This window comes from Tenacibaculum agarivorans (assembly GCF_001936575.1).
Lineage (GTDB): Bacteria > Bacteroidota > Bacteroidia > Flavobacteriales > Flavobacteriaceae > Polaribacter > Polaribacter agarivorans.
In genome coordinates this window covers 107,640-126,214 of record NZ_MSMP01000005.1, presented here as the reverse complement: position 1 = coordinate 126,214, position 18,575 = coordinate 107,640, and the positions used below count along the sequence as shown (strand labels likewise).

Annotated in this window: 18 protein-coding genes; 10 read left to right on the top strand and 8 right to left on the bottom strand. The window is 29.7% G+C overall.

Features of this window, described 5'->3' with window-relative positions; all coding sequences use genetic code 11:
* Positions 1-5 precede the first annotated feature (5 nt).
* Together BVC87_RS05375 and BVC87_RS05370 are read left to right on the top strand one after the other, a co-directional pair.
* Positions 6-1,331, top strand: a complete 1,326-nt coding sequence (locus tag BVC87_RS05375) for a DUF3570 domain-containing protein (RefSeq protein WP_075341331.1) — start codon at positions 6-8, stop codon at positions 1,329-1,331.
* 84 nt (positions 1,332-1,415) lie between these two features.
* Positions 1,416-3,206, top strand: coding sequence for a DUF885 domain-containing protein (locus tag BVC87_RS05370; protein ID WP_075341330.1), 1,791 nt, complete (start codon positions 1,416-1,418; stop codon positions 3,204-3,206).
* Between the two features lie 68 nt (positions 3,207-3,274).
* On the opposite strand, the gene BVC87_RS05365 is transcribed toward BVC87_RS05370, so the two are convergent.
* Positions 3,275-4,201 (bottom strand): glycerophosphodiester phosphodiesterase family protein, encoded by a 927-nt coding sequence (locus tag BVC87_RS05365; RefSeq protein ID WP_075341329.1) that lies wholly within the window; start codon positions 4,199-4,201, stop codon positions 3,275-3,277.
* A gap of 65 nt (positions 4,202-4,266) precedes the next feature.
* Here BVC87_RS05365 and BVC87_RS23045 point away from each other — a divergent pair, with 65 nt between their 5' ends.
* Positions 4,267-5,439, top strand: a complete 1,173-nt coding sequence (locus BVC87_RS23045) for a nuclear transport factor 2 family protein (RefSeq protein WP_083629289.1) — start codon at positions 4,267-4,269, stop codon at positions 5,437-5,439.
* A 152-nt stretch (positions 5,440-5,591) separates the two neighbouring features.
* On the opposite strand, the gene BVC87_RS05355 is transcribed toward BVC87_RS23045, so the two are convergent.
* From BVC87_RS05355 to BVC87_RS05340, 4 genes are all read right to left on the bottom strand, one after another.
* Positions 5,592-6,275: a hypothetical protein gene (locus BVC87_RS05355; RefSeq protein WP_075341328.1), complete on the bottom strand. Its 684-nt coding sequence runs from the start codon at positions 6,273-6,275 to the stop codon at positions 5,592-5,594.
* 11 nt (positions 6,276-6,286) lie between these two features.
* Positions 6,287-6,493 (bottom strand): hypothetical protein, encoded by a 207-nt coding sequence (locus BVC87_RS05350; RefSeq protein WP_075341327.1) that lies wholly within the window; start codon positions 6,491-6,493, stop codon positions 6,287-6,289.
* Positions 6,494-6,579: 86 nt separating this feature from the next.
* Entirely contained in the window at positions 6,580-6,987 is a 408-nt protein-coding gene (locus BVC87_RS05345) for a hypothetical protein (protein WP_075341326.1), read from the bottom strand.
* The gene (locus tag BVC87_RS05340; protein WP_075341325.1) at positions 6,974-7,561 is read right to left on the bottom strand and encodes an RNA polymerase sigma factor; all 588 of its coding nucleotides are present in this window, start codon (positions 7,559-7,561) and stop codon (positions 6,974-6,976) included. The genes BVC87_RS05345 and BVC87_RS05340 overlap by 14 nt, the downstream gene beginning before the upstream one ends.
* A gap of 137 nt (positions 7,562-7,698) precedes the next feature.
* Here BVC87_RS05340 and BVC87_RS05335 point away from each other — a divergent pair, with 137 nt between their 5' ends.
* The 4 genes from BVC87_RS05335 to BVC87_RS05320 all read left to right on the top strand — a co-directional run bounded on the left by BVC87_RS05335 (position 7,699) and on the right by BVC87_RS05320 (position 10,356).
* Positions 7,699-8,046 (top strand): DUF6249 domain-containing protein, encoded by a 348-nt coding sequence (locus BVC87_RS05335; protein ID WP_075341324.1) that lies wholly within the window; start codon positions 7,699-7,701, stop codon positions 8,044-8,046.
* 182 nt (positions 8,047-8,228) lie between these two features.
* A complete protein-coding gene (locus tag BVC87_RS05330; RefSeq protein ID WP_075341323.1) occupies positions 8,229-8,750 on the top strand; it encodes a hypothetical protein in 522 nt (173 codons plus the stop codon).
* Between the two features lie 58 nt (positions 8,751-8,808).
* A complete protein-coding gene (locus BVC87_RS05325; RefSeq protein WP_075341322.1) occupies positions 8,809-9,378 on the top strand; it encodes a YdeI/OmpD-associated family protein in 570 nt (189 codons plus the stop codon).
* A gap of 96 nt (positions 9,379-9,474) precedes the next feature.
* Positions 9,475-10,356 (top strand): TIGR01777 family oxidoreductase, encoded by an 882-nt coding sequence (locus tag BVC87_RS05320; RefSeq protein WP_075341321.1) that lies wholly within the window; start codon positions 9,475-9,477, stop codon positions 10,354-10,356.
* A 32-nt stretch (positions 10,357-10,388) separates the two neighbouring features.
* Here the strand turns inward: BVC87_RS05320 and BVC87_RS05315 are convergent, their stop codons facing one another.
* On the bottom strand, positions 10,389-10,658 hold the full coding sequence (locus tag BVC87_RS05315) for a hypothetical protein (protein ID WP_075341320.1): 270 nt from the start codon (positions 10,656-10,658) through the stop codon (positions 10,389-10,391).
* Positions 10,659-10,748: 90 nt separating this feature from the next.
* A complete protein-coding gene (locus tag BVC87_RS05310) occupies positions 10,749-12,068 on the bottom strand; it encodes a dihydrolipoamide acetyltransferase family protein (protein ID WP_075341319.1) in 1,320 nt (439 codons plus the stop codon).
* Positions 12,069-12,451: 383 nt separating this feature from the next.
* Here BVC87_RS05310 and BVC87_RS05305 point away from each other — a divergent pair, with 383 nt between their 5' ends.
* From BVC87_RS05305 to BVC87_RS05295, 3 genes are read left to right on the top strand one after another with little or no spacing between them, the layout of a single operon-like run.
* Entirely contained in the window at positions 12,452-15,049 is a 2,598-nt protein-coding gene (locus tag BVC87_RS05305) for a T9SS type A sorting domain-containing protein (RefSeq protein ID WP_075341318.1), read from the top strand.
* A complete protein-coding gene (locus BVC87_RS05300) occupies positions 15,049-15,471 on the top strand; it encodes a hypothetical protein (RefSeq protein WP_075341317.1) in 423 nt (140 codons plus the stop codon). The genes BVC87_RS05305 and BVC87_RS05300 overlap by 1 nt, the downstream gene beginning before the upstream one ends.
* A gap of 43 nt (positions 15,472-15,514) precedes the next feature.
* Complete coding sequence (locus BVC87_RS05295) at positions 15,515-18,139, top strand: DEAD/DEAH box helicase family protein (RefSeq protein WP_075341316.1); 2,625 nt, start codon at positions 15,515-15,517, stop codon at positions 18,137-18,139.
* A 22-nt stretch (positions 18,140-18,161) separates the two neighbouring features.
* Here BVC87_RS05295 and BVC87_RS05290 read toward each other — a convergent pair whose 3' ends face one another.
* On the bottom strand, positions 18,162-18,548 hold the full coding sequence (locus BVC87_RS05290) for a hypothetical protein (RefSeq protein WP_075341315.1): 387 nt from the start codon (positions 18,546-18,548) through the stop codon (positions 18,162-18,164).
* Between the last annotated feature and the right edge of the window lie 27 nt (positions 18,549-18,575).

Genomic DNA, 18,575 nt, shown 5'->3' with positions numbered 1-18,575 from the left:
CATATATGAAAGAAATTAAATTATTTTTATTACTAATCTTTTTTTGTAATTCTTATATTTCGTTTACTCAAGAAAATGAAAGTGAATCTGAAAATCAAACCACTTATAAAAAGCGAGTATTAGAAAATATTGAACTAGACATTTTAAATAGTTATTATGATCAAGATGGGAATAATGCAGCTGTGAGTGGTGGAATTGGAACAGAGAAATTGGAAGACGCCACTGCAACAATTGTGGTTTCTATTCCTTTAAATGAAGACGATATACTAACGATTGATGCAGGAATTTCTGCATATAGTTCTGCTTCGTCGAGTAATGTTGACCCTTTTGATGGAAGGAATAGAGGAAATCCTTTTGTAGCTAGTTCAGGTGAATCTCAATCCGACACATGGGGAAATGTAACTGCATCATATAGCCATAGTTCTGACGATCGTAAAAAAACATGGAACACAAACATTTCACTATCTACAGAATATGATTATTCTTCACTCGGTTTCAGTGCTGGATATTCTTATGCTTTCAATCAAAAAAACACTGAACTTAGTGTAAATACAAGTATATTCTTAGATACTTGGAATACGATTTACCCATACGAACTAAGAGTTCTTACTGGCAATAGCGAAGAAGAATCAAGATTTAATATAGGAGGTATTACTGGAACCCCTTACAATCCTAACTTTACTCCTTTTGATAAAAAGAATAGAAATTCGTACAGTTTAGGTTTTAGTTTTTCTCAAATCTTATCTAAGAATTTACAAATGTCTTTGGTTACAGACTTTGTTTTACAAAACGGTCTCCTTTCAACGCCATTTCAACGTGTATATTTTAGTGATATTGGTGATAGTTATTTTGAAGATTTTCATTTAGCTGATGATATTGAAAGACTTCCTAATTCTCGTTTTAAAACTGCAATAGGAACACAATTTAATTATTATATAAATGAACGAGTTTCTGTAAGAAGTTTTTATCGTTATTATTTTGATGATTGGAGTATAAAATCTCACACCATTAGATTAGAAGTGCCTATAAAACTGAGTGATAAATTCACTATATACCCTTCATATCGATTCTACAATCAAACTGCTGCAGAATATTTTAAACCTTATAATCAGCATTTATCAACTAATCGTTTTTATACTTCTGATTTTGATCTATCAGATTATAACGCAAATCAATACGGTCTAGGATTAACTTATACAGACATATTTACTAAAAGACATATCTGGAAATTTGGATTTAAACAAATCGATATTCGTTTTTATAAATATGATAGAAACATCAATTTTAATTCTAACATAGTAACTACTGGAATTAAATTTATTTTAGATTAATTTTTGAATTAAATGTTTGGCCTCTTTGTGAAAACAGAGAGGTTTTCTTTTTTGGTATATTTGCCTATACTCAATACATATATTATGAAAAAAATCTTTTTAACTATTGTAGCAACTACTGCAATACTTATTTCTTGTAAACAAGAAACTAAAAAAGAAGCAACAGCAGTGGTTACTCCCAACCAAGAATTTAATGAATTATTAAAAAAATATAACGAAGGAAAATTAGAATTGAATCCTATCAATGCTACTTATGCTGGTGACAACAGATTTAATGACCAGTTTCCTAATTTTTTATCTGACGAATATGCGTTAAAGGCTAAGGACTTTTATACCACTTACAAAGCAAAGTTAGAAGAATTCCCTTTTGAAAAGCTAACTACTAGTGAACAACTAAGTAAGGCGGTTTTAGCTTGGGATTGTGATATGGCCTTAGCACAAAATAGTTTCAAAAATGATCAATTACTGCCTATTAATCAAATGTGGACAGTAAATCTAACTATGGGGCAATTGGCTAGTGGAAGTAGCGCTCAGCCTTTTACAACTGTTAAAGATTACGAGAATTGGTTAAGTAGATTAGATCAATTCAATACTTGGTTACAATCAGCAAAAACAAGAATGCAGCAAGGTATTAAAGAAGGATATGTACTGCCTAAATCGTTAATTAAAAAAGTAATTCCTCAATTTAAAGGTTTAGCTGAAACTAAATTAGAAGACCATTTATTCTTCTCTCCTGTAAAAAACTTCCCTAGTGATTTTTCCGAAGAAGACAAGAAAGTTTTAACTGAAAAATACACAACGATTCTTAAAAACAAGCTGGTACCTTCTTTTACAGCTTTATATGAGTTCTTACAGAAAGATTACTCAGAAGCAGGTTTAGCTGCAAGCGGTATTGATGCTCTTCCACAAGGAAAAGAATATTATCAACATGCTATAAAAAACTATACAACTACTACCATGACTGCTGATGAAATCCATGAACTAGGGTTAAAAGAAGTAGCTAGAATTTTAGCAGAAATGGAAAAGGTAAAAGAACAAGTTGGATTTAAAGGGGACTTAAAAGCATTTTTTGACTTTGTAAGAAACAATAAAGAATTAATGCCATATACTGAACCAAAACAAATTATCGAAAATTTTAATGCGATTCATGAAAGAATGAAACCGCAATTAGAAAAACTATTCGGTAAAAAACCAAAAACAGCATTTATTGTAAAACAAACTGAAAAGTTTAGAGAAGCTTCAGCAAGTGCTGAGTATAATCCTGGTTCATTAGATGGTACACGCCCTGGTGTATTCTATACTCCTATTCCAGATGCATCTAAATACAATGTATTTTCAGATGAAGCCTTATTTTTACATGAAGCTATTCCTGGACATCATTATCAAATCTCTTTAACACAAGAAAATGAAGAGCTTCCAGATTTTAGAAAAACACTTTGGTATAGTGCTTATGGTGAAGGTTGGGCTTTGTATACTGAAAACTTAGGTAAAGAATTAGGTTTATATACAGATCCTTATCAATATTTCGGAATGTTGGGTATGGAAATGCACAGAGCTATTCGTTTAGTAGTAGATACTGGATTGCATGCAAAGGGTTGGACTAGAGAGAAAGCTATTCAATATTCTTTAGATAATGAAGCAGAAAGTGAAGCTAGTATCATATCTGAAATTGAACGTTACATGGCTAATCCAGGACAAGCTTTGTCTTATAAAATTGGCCAATTAAAGATTAGAGAACTTAGAGAAAAAGCAAAAAATAGCTTAGGTGATAAATTTGATATTAGAGAATTTCATAATCAAGTGTTAGAAACAGGATGTATTCCTTTAGCACTTTTAGAAAACAAGATTGATGATTGGATTGAATCTCAACAGTAAATAATTCAAATAAAAAACACTTTATAAACAAGTATTATAAAGTGTTTTTTTTATAAGATAATTAAAAATTAATTTTTATCCTTCTGTAAAACTTCAGCCACTTCTAAAGGTCTATCTGTAGCAATAATATTAGCTCCATTTTCAATGTACTTCAAATAAACTTCATCATTACCTTTAGCAACAGCACTTTTATCTAAGTTTCCTAAGGTACCTAGAATAGTTTTAATACCTAAACTTTTCAATTTTGTATAATGTGTTTCTGAAGGTAGTCTTGTCCCTACAAACCCTAATAATTTATCTGTTGGTAATTTTGCTTTTTCAATTTGTGCTAAAGCACCATCATCTCTTGCAGATACAGAAATCATCACATCTTTATTTAACTCATGAACTTTTATAGCATCTTGAATTCTATAGGTAATAATTGCTGCGTAATCTTGAGCATTATACTTTTCTACAGCGGCTAACACTTTTTGAAAAGGCACTCCTCTTTTAACATCCAGGGTGAATAAAACTTTATCTTTTCCCCAAGATAATACTTCATCCAAAGTAGGAATGGTATACGTAGTTGTATTCCCTAAATTATCTACTAATTTTAATTGTTTAAGCTCCTCAAATGTTGCATCATTGATATCTCCTTTACCTGTAGTTGTTCTATCCAAAGTTTTATCATGCATTAGTACAAGTATACTATCTCTTGTCATTGAAATATCACATTCTATAACCGTAGATGTATGATTTACGATATTTTGAAAGGTTTCTATCGCATTTTCAGGATACCCTTTATAAGGTCCTCCCCTGTGTGCACTAACCAATGGAACTGGATTTTTTTTCCAATAGTTAAAAGAAGTAACCAACTCCTTTTTTTCTGCATGTGGAACAGTTTCTTGCGTATCTATAACTTCTTGTTTAGATGTTTTTTTAATGGTATTCGATCTGCAATTAGAGAATAACAATAACACAAATGATAGAAGCACTATCGACCTAAATAACTTCATATATATAAATTCAAATTTGTGTGTAAAATTAGTTTTCTTATTTTTAAAACTCAAAATTCTACTTTATGAAAAAGTTATTACTATTATTTATACCGGTTTTTACATTCGCACAAGCAAATACTGAAATTCATCTTTTTGATATTAATTTAAAAAATAATGAATGGGTAATTTCTAATGGAAAAAATATTTCAAATAATAAAGGTTATGACAATCAACCTCATTTTTATGATGACAATACTGTACTGTTTTCTTCAACCCGAAATAAACAAACTGATATTGTAAAATATGACATTTCTTTGGATAAACTTACCTATATAAGTAACACTCCTAATGGAGGAGAATATTCACCACAACGAATACCTAACTCTAGACATTTATCTGCTGTACGTCTAGATAAAGATGGTAAACAAGGATTTTATGCTTATAATTTTAATACTGGAAAATATAAAGAATTAATTCAAGATTTAGTAGTAGCTTATCCACTTTGGCATGACCAAAATACTTTAATTTCTTCAGCCATAGTAAACGATTCTCTACAACTCAATATAAGTAGCATTACTCCTCAAAAAAATATTGGCTTAATTAAAAACGTAGGAAGATCTTTTCATAAGATTCCAAATTCTAATTTAATTAGTTTTATGAAAAAGAATGGGCAAGAATGGGAGGTTTGGTCTTTACATCCCAAAACTAGAGCCACCAAGTTTATTGTTAATGTACAAGAAAATCAAGATGTGTGCTGGTTACCTAATGGAGAACTACTATTTCCTCATAAAAATCGCATTTATAGATATAATCCTGAAACTAAAGAGAGTCCTTCGATATTTTATATTTTTTCTAATGAAGAAATAAATAATATATCAAGAATTACGGTAAATAAAAACGGAACAAAATTAGCTTTTGCTGCTGAAGAATCTCCAAGACATATTGTTCAAAAACAACTAGAAGCTTATAATAATAGAGATATCGAAGCATTTATGGCTACTTTTAGTAAAGATGTAAAGGTTTTTACGCATTTAGATCAACTCAAATACCAAGGAAAGGATAAAATGCGAAATATATATGAACCTATGTTTAATACTGTTAAAAATCTCCATTGCAAAATTATTACAAGAATTGTAAAAGATAATAAAGTTATAGATGAAGAGTCTATCACTATAGACGGTAAAAAATTTAGAACTGTTGCTATTTATGAAGTTACCAATGGAAGAATTAGTGCGATTCGTTTTTTGCGTAAGTAAACTTCCTCGAGGCAAGCATGCGAGGCATTTATAATTGACTATCCATTTTTATTTCGTGACAAGTCTCGGGGTATTATACCCTTTGGCAGTGCTAATAAAAAATCAAGCTATTGGATTGTAACTTCAATAGCTTGACTTATTTTAAATTATTTCTATTCTTCTTTTTTGTCTGAGTTTAACTTAAGCAATTTGTCTTCACTATTTTTAAGATTAGATTTCATTTTAATAATCTTTTCATCGTGTTTTTTTATACGCTCTTCAACTTTAGCTATTTTTTCCATTTTTTTAGCATATTCTTCTTCAGTGATTTTTCCTGAAGCTTTCATTTCTTCAATTCTTTCTTTTGTCGCTTGAATTTTAGCTGTAGCTTTTACATTCTTATCTTCATAAAAAGATATTTTTTCTTTTTTGTTGTCTATCCTTTGTTGAACTGCCTCAGCTTTTTTGTTCTTGTATGCTTTTCTTTTAGCTTTAAGTTCTTTTCTTTTTTCTTTAGTAGCTTCTTTATGTTTCTCTAGTTTTTCTTTTAGTTCAGGATTGTCTTCTAAATATGCTTTTTTTTCTTCTTTAGACATTCCCTTCATTTTTTCCTTGTGTTCACCTAAAACTTCATCTCTTTTAGCCTTTAATTCTTTTTTAGCCTCTTTAAGTTCAGCTTTTTCTGCCTTAAGTTCTGCCTTTTTCTCTTTCATTTCTTTTCCTTTCTGCTTAAGCTCTTTTTTCTTTTGCTTCACTAACTCTCTTTTAGCTTTTTTTTCCTCTTTGGTTTGTTGTGCATTTATAGTTCCTACTACAGCAAAACAAGATAAAACCAGTATGTATTTTAAAAGTTTCATGTTTCTAGTTTTTAAAGGTTATCTAGTTCTTTTAATTCATTATCTATTTCATCAGCTTCCTTTTGTAAAGATTCTAAATCTTGATTTGTTTCTTTACCAATTTCTTCTATTTTTTGCTCTATTTCAGCTGCTTTTTTCTTCTCTTCTTCTGCTTTCTTATCAACACAAGCAAGAGAAATTAATGAGAATACCAGAAATATTAAAAGATTGTTTTTCATAAGGGAAAATATTTTAATAGTTAACACTGTAAGATACTATTTTTTTGAAAACAAAAAACGAAACAAACCAACTAACAATTAAATTATCAGCTATTTATATAGTTTTCAAATCTGGCTTTCAACAAATAAATCTGTACAAATATTAATACCGTAAAGAAAAAGCAAGCATATAGCATTATATTAGATATAGATAGTGTATTCAAAAAATCAGGAACAATATTATTTAAACTGTAATTGAATTTAAACTGCCATAATTTGGCTATGGATTCCCCATTAGAAACATAAATAATACTAGTAATTAGAATTACAAATAAAACTATCCAAACTTTAGATGAAATTAAAGGTGTAGGTTTAAAAACTGATGCATTTTCAGTTTCATGTATAGCTTCCATTAGATTTGAAGTAAAATCTATGGATGGGGTATCTGGTTCTATATCCGTTATATATTTTTTTGCAAAAGCATCTAATTCCTCGATATGTTTATTTTCTTCCATAATGATTAATCAATTCAGGTTCAACATTTTTTTCTACAACACTTACTAATCTTTTTCTAGCTCTATGTAATTTTACTTTAAGATTCGATGATGATAGACCAGTAATTTCCATGATTTCTTTAAGGTTTAGTTCATCAAAATAAAACATCCAAAGTAAAGTACGTTCTTCTTCTGGTAAATCATTTAAACATTTTTTAATTACTATTGCTCTTTCTTTTCTTGAAATCGATTCCAAAATATCTTCTGTACTACTAATTTTATGAATTGTAACTTCATCTATAGTATCTACTACATATCGTTCTTTATTCTTTTTTAAATTATCTAAACAATTTCTATAGGCTATTTTATATAACCAAGTAGAAAATTTAGAATCACCTTTAAATTTAGACAAATTTTTATAAGCCTTAATAAAAGTATCTTGAGAAACTTCTTCAGCTTCTTCTTTATTCTTCAACATTTTCAAGGCTAAACTAAATACCATCACTTTGTATTTTTCTACTAAAAAAGCAAAAGCATTTGTATTACCTTGTAATATCTTTTCTATATATGTTTGATCGTTGTTGATAATAGCCACTTTAACTATGACATACACCTTCTAAAAAAGGTTACAGAAAAAACAAAAAACTTTTTTAAAAAATTATGTAACCTTTTTTTAAATTGAAATGTCATACCTGTAAACACATTAAAAATAATATTTAAAAAAACAATAATATGGAAGTAGCAATTGTATTTATGTTCTTATTCGCTGTAATATTTGGAATTTTTTACCTTTTTTATTCTACCAGAAATAAAGAACGTTTGGCTTTAATTGAAAAAGGAGCTGATGCAAAAATCTTTATGTTAGGAGAAAGAAAAAGATCTACACTTACTGGTAGAGTTATCGTTTTAAACCTTTCTTTATTATTAATGGGGATAGGCTTAGGAGTATTTTTAGCTTTATTAGTTACAACCTATACAATGTTAGAAGAAGAAGCTATGTATCCTGCTATGATATTCTTTATGGGAGGTTTAGGTTTATTTACAGGATTTAACTTAACAAAGAAATTAGATAAAGAATAATCAACAATATTCTTATTAAAATATATGTTAAAACCACTTCAGTTTAGAAGTGGTTTTTATGTATTGACACGATATGATAAACTTATTTTATAGTTATAATCAATATTTTCAATCAACAAAAAACACCTCAATTCATTGATATAAAACGATTTATCACTATCTTTAGATAAACACTTATTATCATGAAAACTACAGTCTTACTCTTAACATTACTTTTTACATTCAACAGTTATTCTCAGGTTGAAAAAACAGCTTTTGGTATAGATTACGAATCAGAAAATAAAGATCTGTACTATGACAACTTCGATGAAAATCAAAATACTTCTTCTTCCTTTTTCAATTTTATTGATGATACCTCTTTTTTAATTCGTAATATCTCTGAAGATAAGTTCCTTTTTATTACTAAAGAATTTGATATTAAGCTTTTTAATGAATCTATTTTTAAAAGTGAAAATACATTACGTGGTCTATCTATAATTCATCATAACAATAAATTTTTAAAGAGAAAAAGTAATGTTAATAAATTACCTTCTGAAAATAGAGTTGATAATGCTTTTACCATAGAATATCCTGCTACCATTTTTATGTCTTTAGATTTTGATAATCAAATTACATTACAATTTGGTGATTTTTTAGAAGAACAAATTCTATCCATAAATGAATTATATTTAAACTTAGCTGATTTAATGATTCTTAAAATGTAATTTTTAACAAGATTTCCTTATTTTAATTAGCTAAATAAATTAGTTAAAAGGATATCTTTTGGAAAAAACAAGACTAGAACTCTATTTTGAAAAGGATGTAGAATGGTACAACTGGCTAGCACTAAATCATGACAAGTATGATGGTATATATCTCATTTTTTATAAAGTAGAGACTAAAATTCCATCCATGAGATGGGAAGAAGCTGTTAAAGTAGCTTTGTGTTTTGGTTGGATTGATTCTACAGTAAAAAGCTTAGGAAATGGTAAAAGAAGACAGTATTTTTCTCCTAGAAAACCAAAAAGTGTATGGAGTAGATTAAACAAAACTTATATAGAAGAACTTTCAAAAAAAGGATTACTACAAAAAAGTGGTTTAAAATCTATAGAAATTGCCAAACAAAATGGAAGTTGGACCTCTTTAGATAGTGTAGAAGATTTAATTATTCCTGATGATTTAAAATTAGCTTTTCATGCTAACCCAATCGCATATAAAAACTATGAAAATTTCTCTCCTTCCTACAGAAAAAACTATTTGTACTGGTTATTTCAAGCTAAAAGAGAAGCTACTCGTCATAAAAGAATACAAGAAATTATAAAACTTTGTGAAGCCAACAAAAAGCAACGCTAAAATTAGTCAGAAGAGTTACTTTAAGAGGAAGTAAATAATAATCATAAAAATGGTTAGAAGGATGATCAATTGATTATCGTTTTTTATTTTTACAGTATGGCTAAAATCTTATTAACTGGTGGAACTGGATTAGTAGGTTCCTTATTAGAAAAAATACTAATAGAAAAACAACACGAGGTTTTTATATTAACTAGAAGCCCAAAAGCAAAAAATCATTTTAAATGGGATGTTAGTTCAAATTTCATTGATGAAAAAGCACTACGCGTAGATTATATTATTCATTTAGCTGGAGCTGGAATAGCTGATAAAAAATGGACACCTAAACGAAAGAAAGAACTTATTGATAGTAGAGTTGCTTCTGCAGAATTATTATACAATAAAGTGAAAGAGTTATCTATCCCCTTAAAAGGATTCATTTCCTCATCAGGAATTGGATACTATGGAGCAATCACCTCTGAAAATATTTATAAGGAAACTGATGAGCCAGCCAACGATTTTATTTCAAAAATATGTATTGAATGGGAAAAAGCAGCACTTTTATTTTCAAATTCAGATATTCCTGTAACTATTTTAAGGACTGGTGTTGTATTAAGTAAAAAAGGAGGAGCTTTAAAAAAAATGAATACACCTTTATTTTTATCTTCTTTAGGAAACGGAAATCAGTATGTCCCATGGATTCATATTGAAGATTTATGCAATTTATACGTAAAAGCTATAGAAGATACTACTTTTACTGGTATTTATAATGCTGTTGCTCCCGAACATCAAACCAATACCTCTTTCACCAAAATTTTAGGTACTACATTAAAAAAAACTGTTACTCCTTTTAATGTACCTAGTTTTATTTTAAAACTAGTTTTAGGGGAATTGGCTATTATTGTTTTAGCTGGAAGTAGAATATCCACTGAGAAAATAGAAAGTGTATATCAATTTAATTTTTCCAAATTAACTGATGCTTTATATGATATCTATAAATAAAAAAGTCTAGATTTCTCTAGACTTTATTATCATCAAATCGTAATTGAAATATTAGTATTATCTTTTAATTCATCTGAAATTACCTGATAACCATCATCCCATGGTTCTCTACCTTCACATAAGTTTGCAATCCATATTACTCTTTCTTGAACACAACCAAAAGGACATCTTTTAAAAACGGTTCTTAAATATCCTGCTGCTGCTCTGGTCGACAAACACAAATTTGAAAAATAGCCTGCTTTAATGTCTTTAGACTTTTCTCTAGAAATTTCAAAGTCCTTAAATTTCTCTAAATTCTTCATAATTTTAAATTTTATTTTAAGATATGAATATAACAAAAAAGAGATCCAAAATTTGGATCTCTTCTACTACTATGCTTTATGAAAATTTATTTAAAAGTCTTGGTTTGGATTCCAAGCTTCTATGATATCTTTAAAAGTTTTTATAAACATTCCTCCTAATGCTCCATTTACTACTCTATGATCGTAAGAATGTGAAACTATCATTTTATGACGGATACCTATTAAATCTCCTTCTGGAGTTTCTATAACAGCTGGCTTCTTAACAATAGCACCTAACGCTAAAATTGCAACTTGTGGTTGATTTATTATTGGCGTCCCTGTTATACTTCCAAAACTACCAATGTTAGTTACCGTATACGTTCCTCCTTGGATTTCGTCTGGTTTTAATTTATTTGCTCTAGAACGAGTAGCTAAATCATTAACCTTTTTTGTCATTCCAACTAAACTTAACTCATCAGCATTTTTAATTACTGGTACTATTAAATTTCCATCTGGTAATGCAGCTGCCATTCCTAAGTTAATATTACCTTTCTTGATAATTTTATCTCCATCAACAACTATATTGATTAATGGATGTTTTTTGATGGTTTGCGCAACAGCTTGCATAAAAATTGGCGTAAAAGTCAACTTCTCTCCTTCTCTTTTCAAAAAGGCATCCTTAACTTTATTTCTCCAATTTACAATATTTGTTACATCAATTTCAATAAATGATTGTACATGAGCAGAAGTCTGTACAGAGTCTACCATGTGCTTAGCTATCAGCTTGCCCATTCTACTCATTTCTATAACTTCATCCTCTCCACTTATAGAAACAGGTGCACTTTCTATTTTTTTAGGCTTTTCAATATCAAACTGTATAGCGTCATTACTTACTTTAGGATTTTTTCTATTCTCAAGATAAGCAAATATGTCATTTTTAGTTACTCTTCCTTCTTTTCCTGTACCTTTTATTTCTTCAAGCTCAGTTATAGAAATCCCTTCAGTTTGTGCAATACTTTTAACTAAAGGAGAATAAAATCTACTACTTGAGGAAGTATCGATTGGATCATTCACTATTTCTTTTGCAACTTCTACAGTTTTTTCTACTTCCGCAACTGAGGTAGCTACAGACGTACCATTATTCGCAACATTCGTACCGTTAGAAGTTTGAGCTTCTATTTCTCCCTCTCCTTCTGTTTCAATAATAGCTATAGTTTGTCCTACTTGAACAACAGTATCTTTATCGAATAAGATTTCAACAAGCTTTCCATCAACTTCACTTGGTATTTCACTATCTACTTTATCAGTAGCAACTTCAACAATAGTGTCATCGATTTCAATGGTATCTCCTACTTCTTTTAACCAAGAAGTAATAGTTGCTTCTGCAACACTTTCTCCCATTTTAGGAAGCTTTAATTCAAATCTAGCCATAGTATTAATCTGTTTTTTGCGATGCAAAAATAGTAAATAATTACGACTTAATTATTATCAAATTAAATGTAAAACTGATAAATTTTTATCAATACTGTAAAAAATCAAATAAGCTTCTTGTTTATTTTATATTTTCTTTAAGAAAAAAACATTTTCATAGGTATCTATAAACAGCTAACTGTCAATTAAATCGAGTATTTTTTTTTAACAGTGGGAGACGATTTTATTTCATTTTTTAAATCGCTGTATATATGTCAATTAAAACTTAAATCTAGTTTAAGTCACTAACTATTTTAACACTAAACGGGAAATACCTCCCTAGTTGTTAAAATTTTAGACTACTTGAAGAATAATTGTTAATTTTATCAAATAAATTAAGATATATGCAAATTAGAATTATCCCTCGTAGATTTTTACTAGTTGTAGCTTCAATTTTTTTAACTTTCAATTGTGCTGCACAAATAACAAAAAGCGAATCTTCAGATATTTACTCTGAAAATTTTAATGAAATTCTTAGCAAAAGAAGAGTTAAATATAAAGTAATTACCAAATCTCAGAAAGCACTTTCTAAATCTGAGGTAAAAGCGAATGAAAAAGCAGTAAAACAAGTAGAAAGATGGGCATATGTTTGGAAAGACAGAGTAAATTCAAATGGAGCTTTCCCTACTAAAAAAGACAATGGAGAGTATCAGAGTGAAGTTTTAAATGCTTTGACTTCTAATAGATCTTTAACTTCTACTTGGACACATATTGGTCCTGTTGATAATCCGCACCGAAATAATTATTCTGCTTATCCAGGAAAAGGAAGAGTGAATGTAGTAGTAGAAGATCCAAATAATAATCAAATATTATATGCTGGTGCTGCGGCTGGTGGTATATGGAAGTCTACAGATGGTGGACAAAATTGGACTCCAAAATCTGATGAGTTAGCTGGTTTAGGTGTAACTGACATATTAGTTGATCCAAACAATACAAACATTATTTACATGGCCACTGGAGATGAAAATGCTCAACACATTTCTTCTATCGGGCTTTTTAAATCGACAGATGGTGGTGATACTTGGGCGCCTACAGGTTTACGATTTTCACTTAATGATAACGAATTTATTAGAGATTTAGCTTTTGCTCCTGGAAATTCTTCTCGAATTTTTGCATTAACTAATAGAGAAATTAGAGTATCTAACAATGCTGGATCTTCATGGTCTACATCTCCAACTGGAACTACTTTTGGAGAATTTTTCCAAAATATCGTTTTTGATCCTAATGATCCTACTAGAGTAGTTGTTTCAGATGTTTGGGATGGAATTTACCTTTCCACTGATTCTGGAGATAATTTCGCACTTCACTCTGTATATATCGGCGAAAATAGTCAGAGAATTTTAAAGATAGCTACAACACCTAATGATCCAGATCATTTCTATGGTATCAATCAAATAGGAGAATTTAAAAAGTATCGTTTTAATATGGATAATACTGCTAATGATTTAGTAAGTACAACTACCATTGCTGATTTTAATTCTCAAGGAGGTTATAATCTTTGTTTGGCACTTTCTCCTACAAATGCAAATAACATCATAGTTGGTGGCGTTAGAGGATATCGATCTACTGATGGAGGAGCTACTTTTGCTGTACGCTTAAATCCTTATAATGATCCTCCTGGTGTTGGTTTTTATGTACACCCTGATTTCCACCACTTTTCTTTCTTCCCTGATGGAGATACGGTTCTTAGTGGTCATGATGGAGGTATTCATAGAGGTTCTTTTTCTGGAGCAGCTAACACTTGGGTAGATTTATCGCCAGGTTTAAATATTACACAATCATATCATATTGCTGTTACACAGGATTCAAGTGGTGATGATTTTATGATGGGAAATCAAGATAATGATGGTTTTTCTAAAGTATTAAAAAATGGTGTTAGACAATGGGTATCTGCAGCTGCCGGAGATGGTACAGGTGTAGGGATTGATTACAATACACCTAGTACAAGATATTTAGGTGGTGTAGGTGGTGTTTTATACAGAACTAGTGATGGATATGCTTCAAGTGCGTTTTCTGCCACTCAAATTTTAGCTGGTGACGGTAGTGCTGCTTTTGTTTCGCCTATGGCTATCCACCCTACAGTTCCTACCACTATTTATGCAGCTGATAGTGATATTAAAATGTCTACAGACAGAGGTGATAATTTTACAGCGCTTAATAGTGGATTAGTCCGTACAGACTTCTTAGATGTAACCACTAATGGTAGTTCTATTAGAATCTATGGTATAGGAACTACTGCTAGACGTAGTGATGATAACGGAGCTACTTGGAACGCTGTAACTGCGCCTACAGGAGCTACTTTTAATAGTTTTGCTGCTGTACCTAATTCTACTACAGTATTTGCAACTGTTTCAGGATATACAGCTGGAAGTAAAGTGTACAGATCTACTGATAATGGAGTGACTTGGACTAATATGAGTGATGGACTACCAAATATTGTAGTGAAAAAAGTAATTTTTAAAATAGACTCAACTAATGAAACTTTATTTTTAGGTACTGAATTAGGAGTATATTGGAAAAATGATACCATGACAGATTGGGAAAAATTAGGTACTGGTTTACCTAATGTAATTATTGATGATTTAGAAATCAATTATACAGATCAACTTTTATATATAGGTACATTCGGAAGAGGAATGTGGAGACATAATATTAGCGATTCTACATTAGGTACTGAAGATGAGGAATTCAAAAATGCAGTTAATCTTTCTTTATTCCCTAACCCTGTTGTAGATAATGAGTTCAATATCAAAATATCTGATAGCTTTAATAGAGAAAACCTTTCGTATACTATCTATAATTATGTTGGTGGGATTGTGAAAGAAGGAAATATTACTGAAAATATTCAAAAAATAACTACCGAAAGTATTGCTAGTGGTATATATTTGATTCGAATAACAAACGGTAAAAGTAGTATCAACAAAAAAATAATAATTAAATAATGATCCAACGTTTCTTAACAGCCTTATTTTCTTTTGCAATATTATTGGGTTGTAAATCAACAGAAATGGAAATAAAAAGTGCCAATAAACAAAGTACCGTTCCTGGAAGACCGAACGGTACTTTTGGTGCTAATTTCTCAGCAATTTTAAAAGTTAATGAAGACATTCAAATAGATTCAGTGTCTATTGGTGATGCTTCTAATTCTAAAAACTTTTCAACGTTTCAAGTCTACAAGCTTAGTGATGGAACTATTTTAAACCCAAAACAAGTATTGACTACAGGTGAATATCAAGTTAGGGTTTCTTCTTCTGAAAAATTAAACGACTTAAAAAACGCTATCCATATAAATTATACAGCTAACGGAAAATCTAAAAGTGTCCAAGCTGAAATTATAAACAAGGGTACATTGTATATGAAATAATATACAATGTACTTTTTATAAATTGAAATTGTAAATTGCAATCATGAGCATAGACTTACAAAAATTGCAATTTAAATTTCATTGGAGATCTTACCAAAGCACTATTCTACAAAATTTTAGCGCACATATTGAAGATAATCATTTTCATATTGTAGCACCTCCAGGATCAGGAAAAACAATTCTTGGTTTGGAAATCCTAAGGCGCATTGGTAAAAAAGCATTAGTATTAGCTCCTACACTTACTATTAGAAATCAATGGAATGATAGATTACAAAACTTTTTTACTGTAGATGGAAAATTTGATGAAGTTTCTTTTGATATAAAAACTCCTTCTACCTTAACTTTTTCTACTTACCAAGCATTACATAGTTTTTTTAAAACTTTTGATTCCACTGAAGCTTATTTCGATTTTTTTAAGAAAGAAAAGATAGAGGTTTTATTATTAGATGAAGCCCATCATTTAAAAAATGCTTGGTGGAAATGCTTATACGATTTAAAAGAAGAACATTTACAAACTGTTGTCGCTTTAACAGCTACTCCTCCTTATGATAGTGTAAATTCTGAAATTCAAAAATATTTTCAACTCTGTGGTGAAGTCGATGATGAAATTGTAGTACCAGACCTAGTTAAAGAAAAAAACTTAGCGCCTCATCAAGATCTTATTTACCTCTCCAAACCTGATGATGAAGAAGCCAAATTCATAACACAATTCAAACAAAAAGTGGATGAGTTTGTAAGTAATCTTATTACTGATGCTACTTTTATTGATTTTATAGAGAACCATCGTTTTTATAAAAACACACAGGGGTACTTAGAGGAAATTTACCAACATACCGAATTTTTCTCTGCTGTTCTCATTTTCTTAAGCGCATGTCAAAAAAATATTGCTAACGAGAAATTGGTCATTTTAGGTTTTAATAGAGAAGAGGCTATTGAATTTCCAAAACTGTCTAACCACTGGGTTGAAATTTTATTTCAGTTTTTATTAGTCACCGATAGAGAAATATTAATAGATCACGAAACTTACTTGAATACAATTGAAAAACAACTTCGATTACTTTCCATTTTTAGTAAGAACAAAGTGAATTTTACTGGTGATGAATTAGTGTATAAATCATTAAGCAATAGCCCAAGTAAACTGAAAAGTATAATTGATATTGTACGTCAAGAACAAAAAAACTTAAAAGATAGTTTACGCTGTGTTATTCTTACGGATTACATCAGGAAAGAGTATTTAAATCTTCCCAATCACGAGTATGAAAATATTCAAAAGATTGGGGTCATTCCTATTTTTCATAGAATTAGAAATGTCATCTTTTATACCAAATCTCTTGCTGTTTTAACAGGTTCTATTGTTATTATTCATCAAGATATTATTCCTGAATTGGAAAAGATTGATGCTTTGGAAAATTATTCAATCTCGTATTTAAAATCAGATGATAATTTTCTACTAATTTCATCTAAATCATCTTCTCAAAAAAGCATTGTTGAAGTCATTACCGCTCTTTTTCAATTAGGACATATTAAAGTACTTATAGGAACCAAATCACTTTTAGGTGAAGGTTGGGATGCTCCTAGTATCAATAGTCTTATTTTAGCTTCGGTTGTAGGTTCTTTTGTAACGTCGAATCAAATGCGAGGGCGAGCAATTCGAATTGATGAAAACGAACCTAGAAAAGTTGGTTTAATATGGCATTTGGCGTGTTTGGATACTACAAATGAAAACGGAGGAAAAGATTTTACTGTGTTAGAAAGACGTTTCAATTCATTCTTAGGAATTTCAAACACAGAAGAAAATAGTATTCAAACCGGAATGACACGATTAAATTTACCAAGTACTATTTTTGCTAATGATGTAGAAAGTTTAAATCATAAAACATTAGAATTCTCTTCAAATAGAAACTCAATATCTGAAAAATGGAAATCTGCTATTTTTAAAGGTAAAAAAGTACGTCAACAGCTTACATACTTAACACCTAAAAAACAAACTATCCCACAAAAGGAAAACTATACTAATGCTGTTATTTTTGGTTTGAAAGAGACATGGTATATACTTTTTCTACTCATGGTTTATGCTTTTATACTCTTTTTGATTAACAATACAATTGTAGTTTCCATTTTGGTTATACTTTTACTCTTCTTGATTATATGGTTTGGTTTTAAAGTAAATGTTTTTGTCAAATATTATTTGAAATATGGAATCATCGATAAAAAAATATACAATAGGGCTTTAGTTATTTTACATACACTCTATGATTTAAAGATGATTACTACTCCTAAAAATAAAGTTCAGATTAAAACTAGCATAAAAGAAGATGGTAATATATCTTGCACTGCTGATGGTCTAAACCGATTAGAATGTAAATTATTTATTGATGCTTTAAATGAAGTTTTACTGCCCGTAAATAATCCAAAGTATTTAATTTGCGAATCTACTTGGATTAGTAAAAAACTCAAAAAAGAACATTTTTTTACAGTTCCAGATATTTTTGGAATAAACAAAAAGAGTGCATCTGTCTTTAAGAAGTACTGGGAAAAACATATCAAAAAATCAGATTTAATTTACACTCGAAACATAAAAGGTAGAAAATATTTATTGAAAGCTAAATTACAGGCTGCTAAAAAGATCAATACAAAAACAACAAAGAAACATGTGATTTGGAGTTGAGACCAGTAGGCAGTAAGCAAAGTTATTTTTTTATTTCTACTAAAATTGTAGCTAAAAATAGTAATGAATATATTAGAAAAGGGATACTAAAACTAAAAGAAATTCCGAATAAACTACTATAACTCCAATTTCCATAGGTAAGATAACATACAGAAAATAATAGTAAACTTAACCCTATTAAATTCAATACTATTTTATAATTTTTCTGCTTAAAAAGTAGCCCCAAAATTAATAGTATTTTTCCTACCGCAGAAAAGACAGCAACATCCATAACTCTATCTTCATAGTTGGAGTTAAAATTAATCTCAATTCCATTTGTAAAAAGATGAGGAATAGCAAACACATCGAAAAATATTATAAAACCGATACCGTGACCAAATCCTATGACTATCAATGAATGAAGCAACATCGTAAGTAAACTTCCCCTATTCATAAA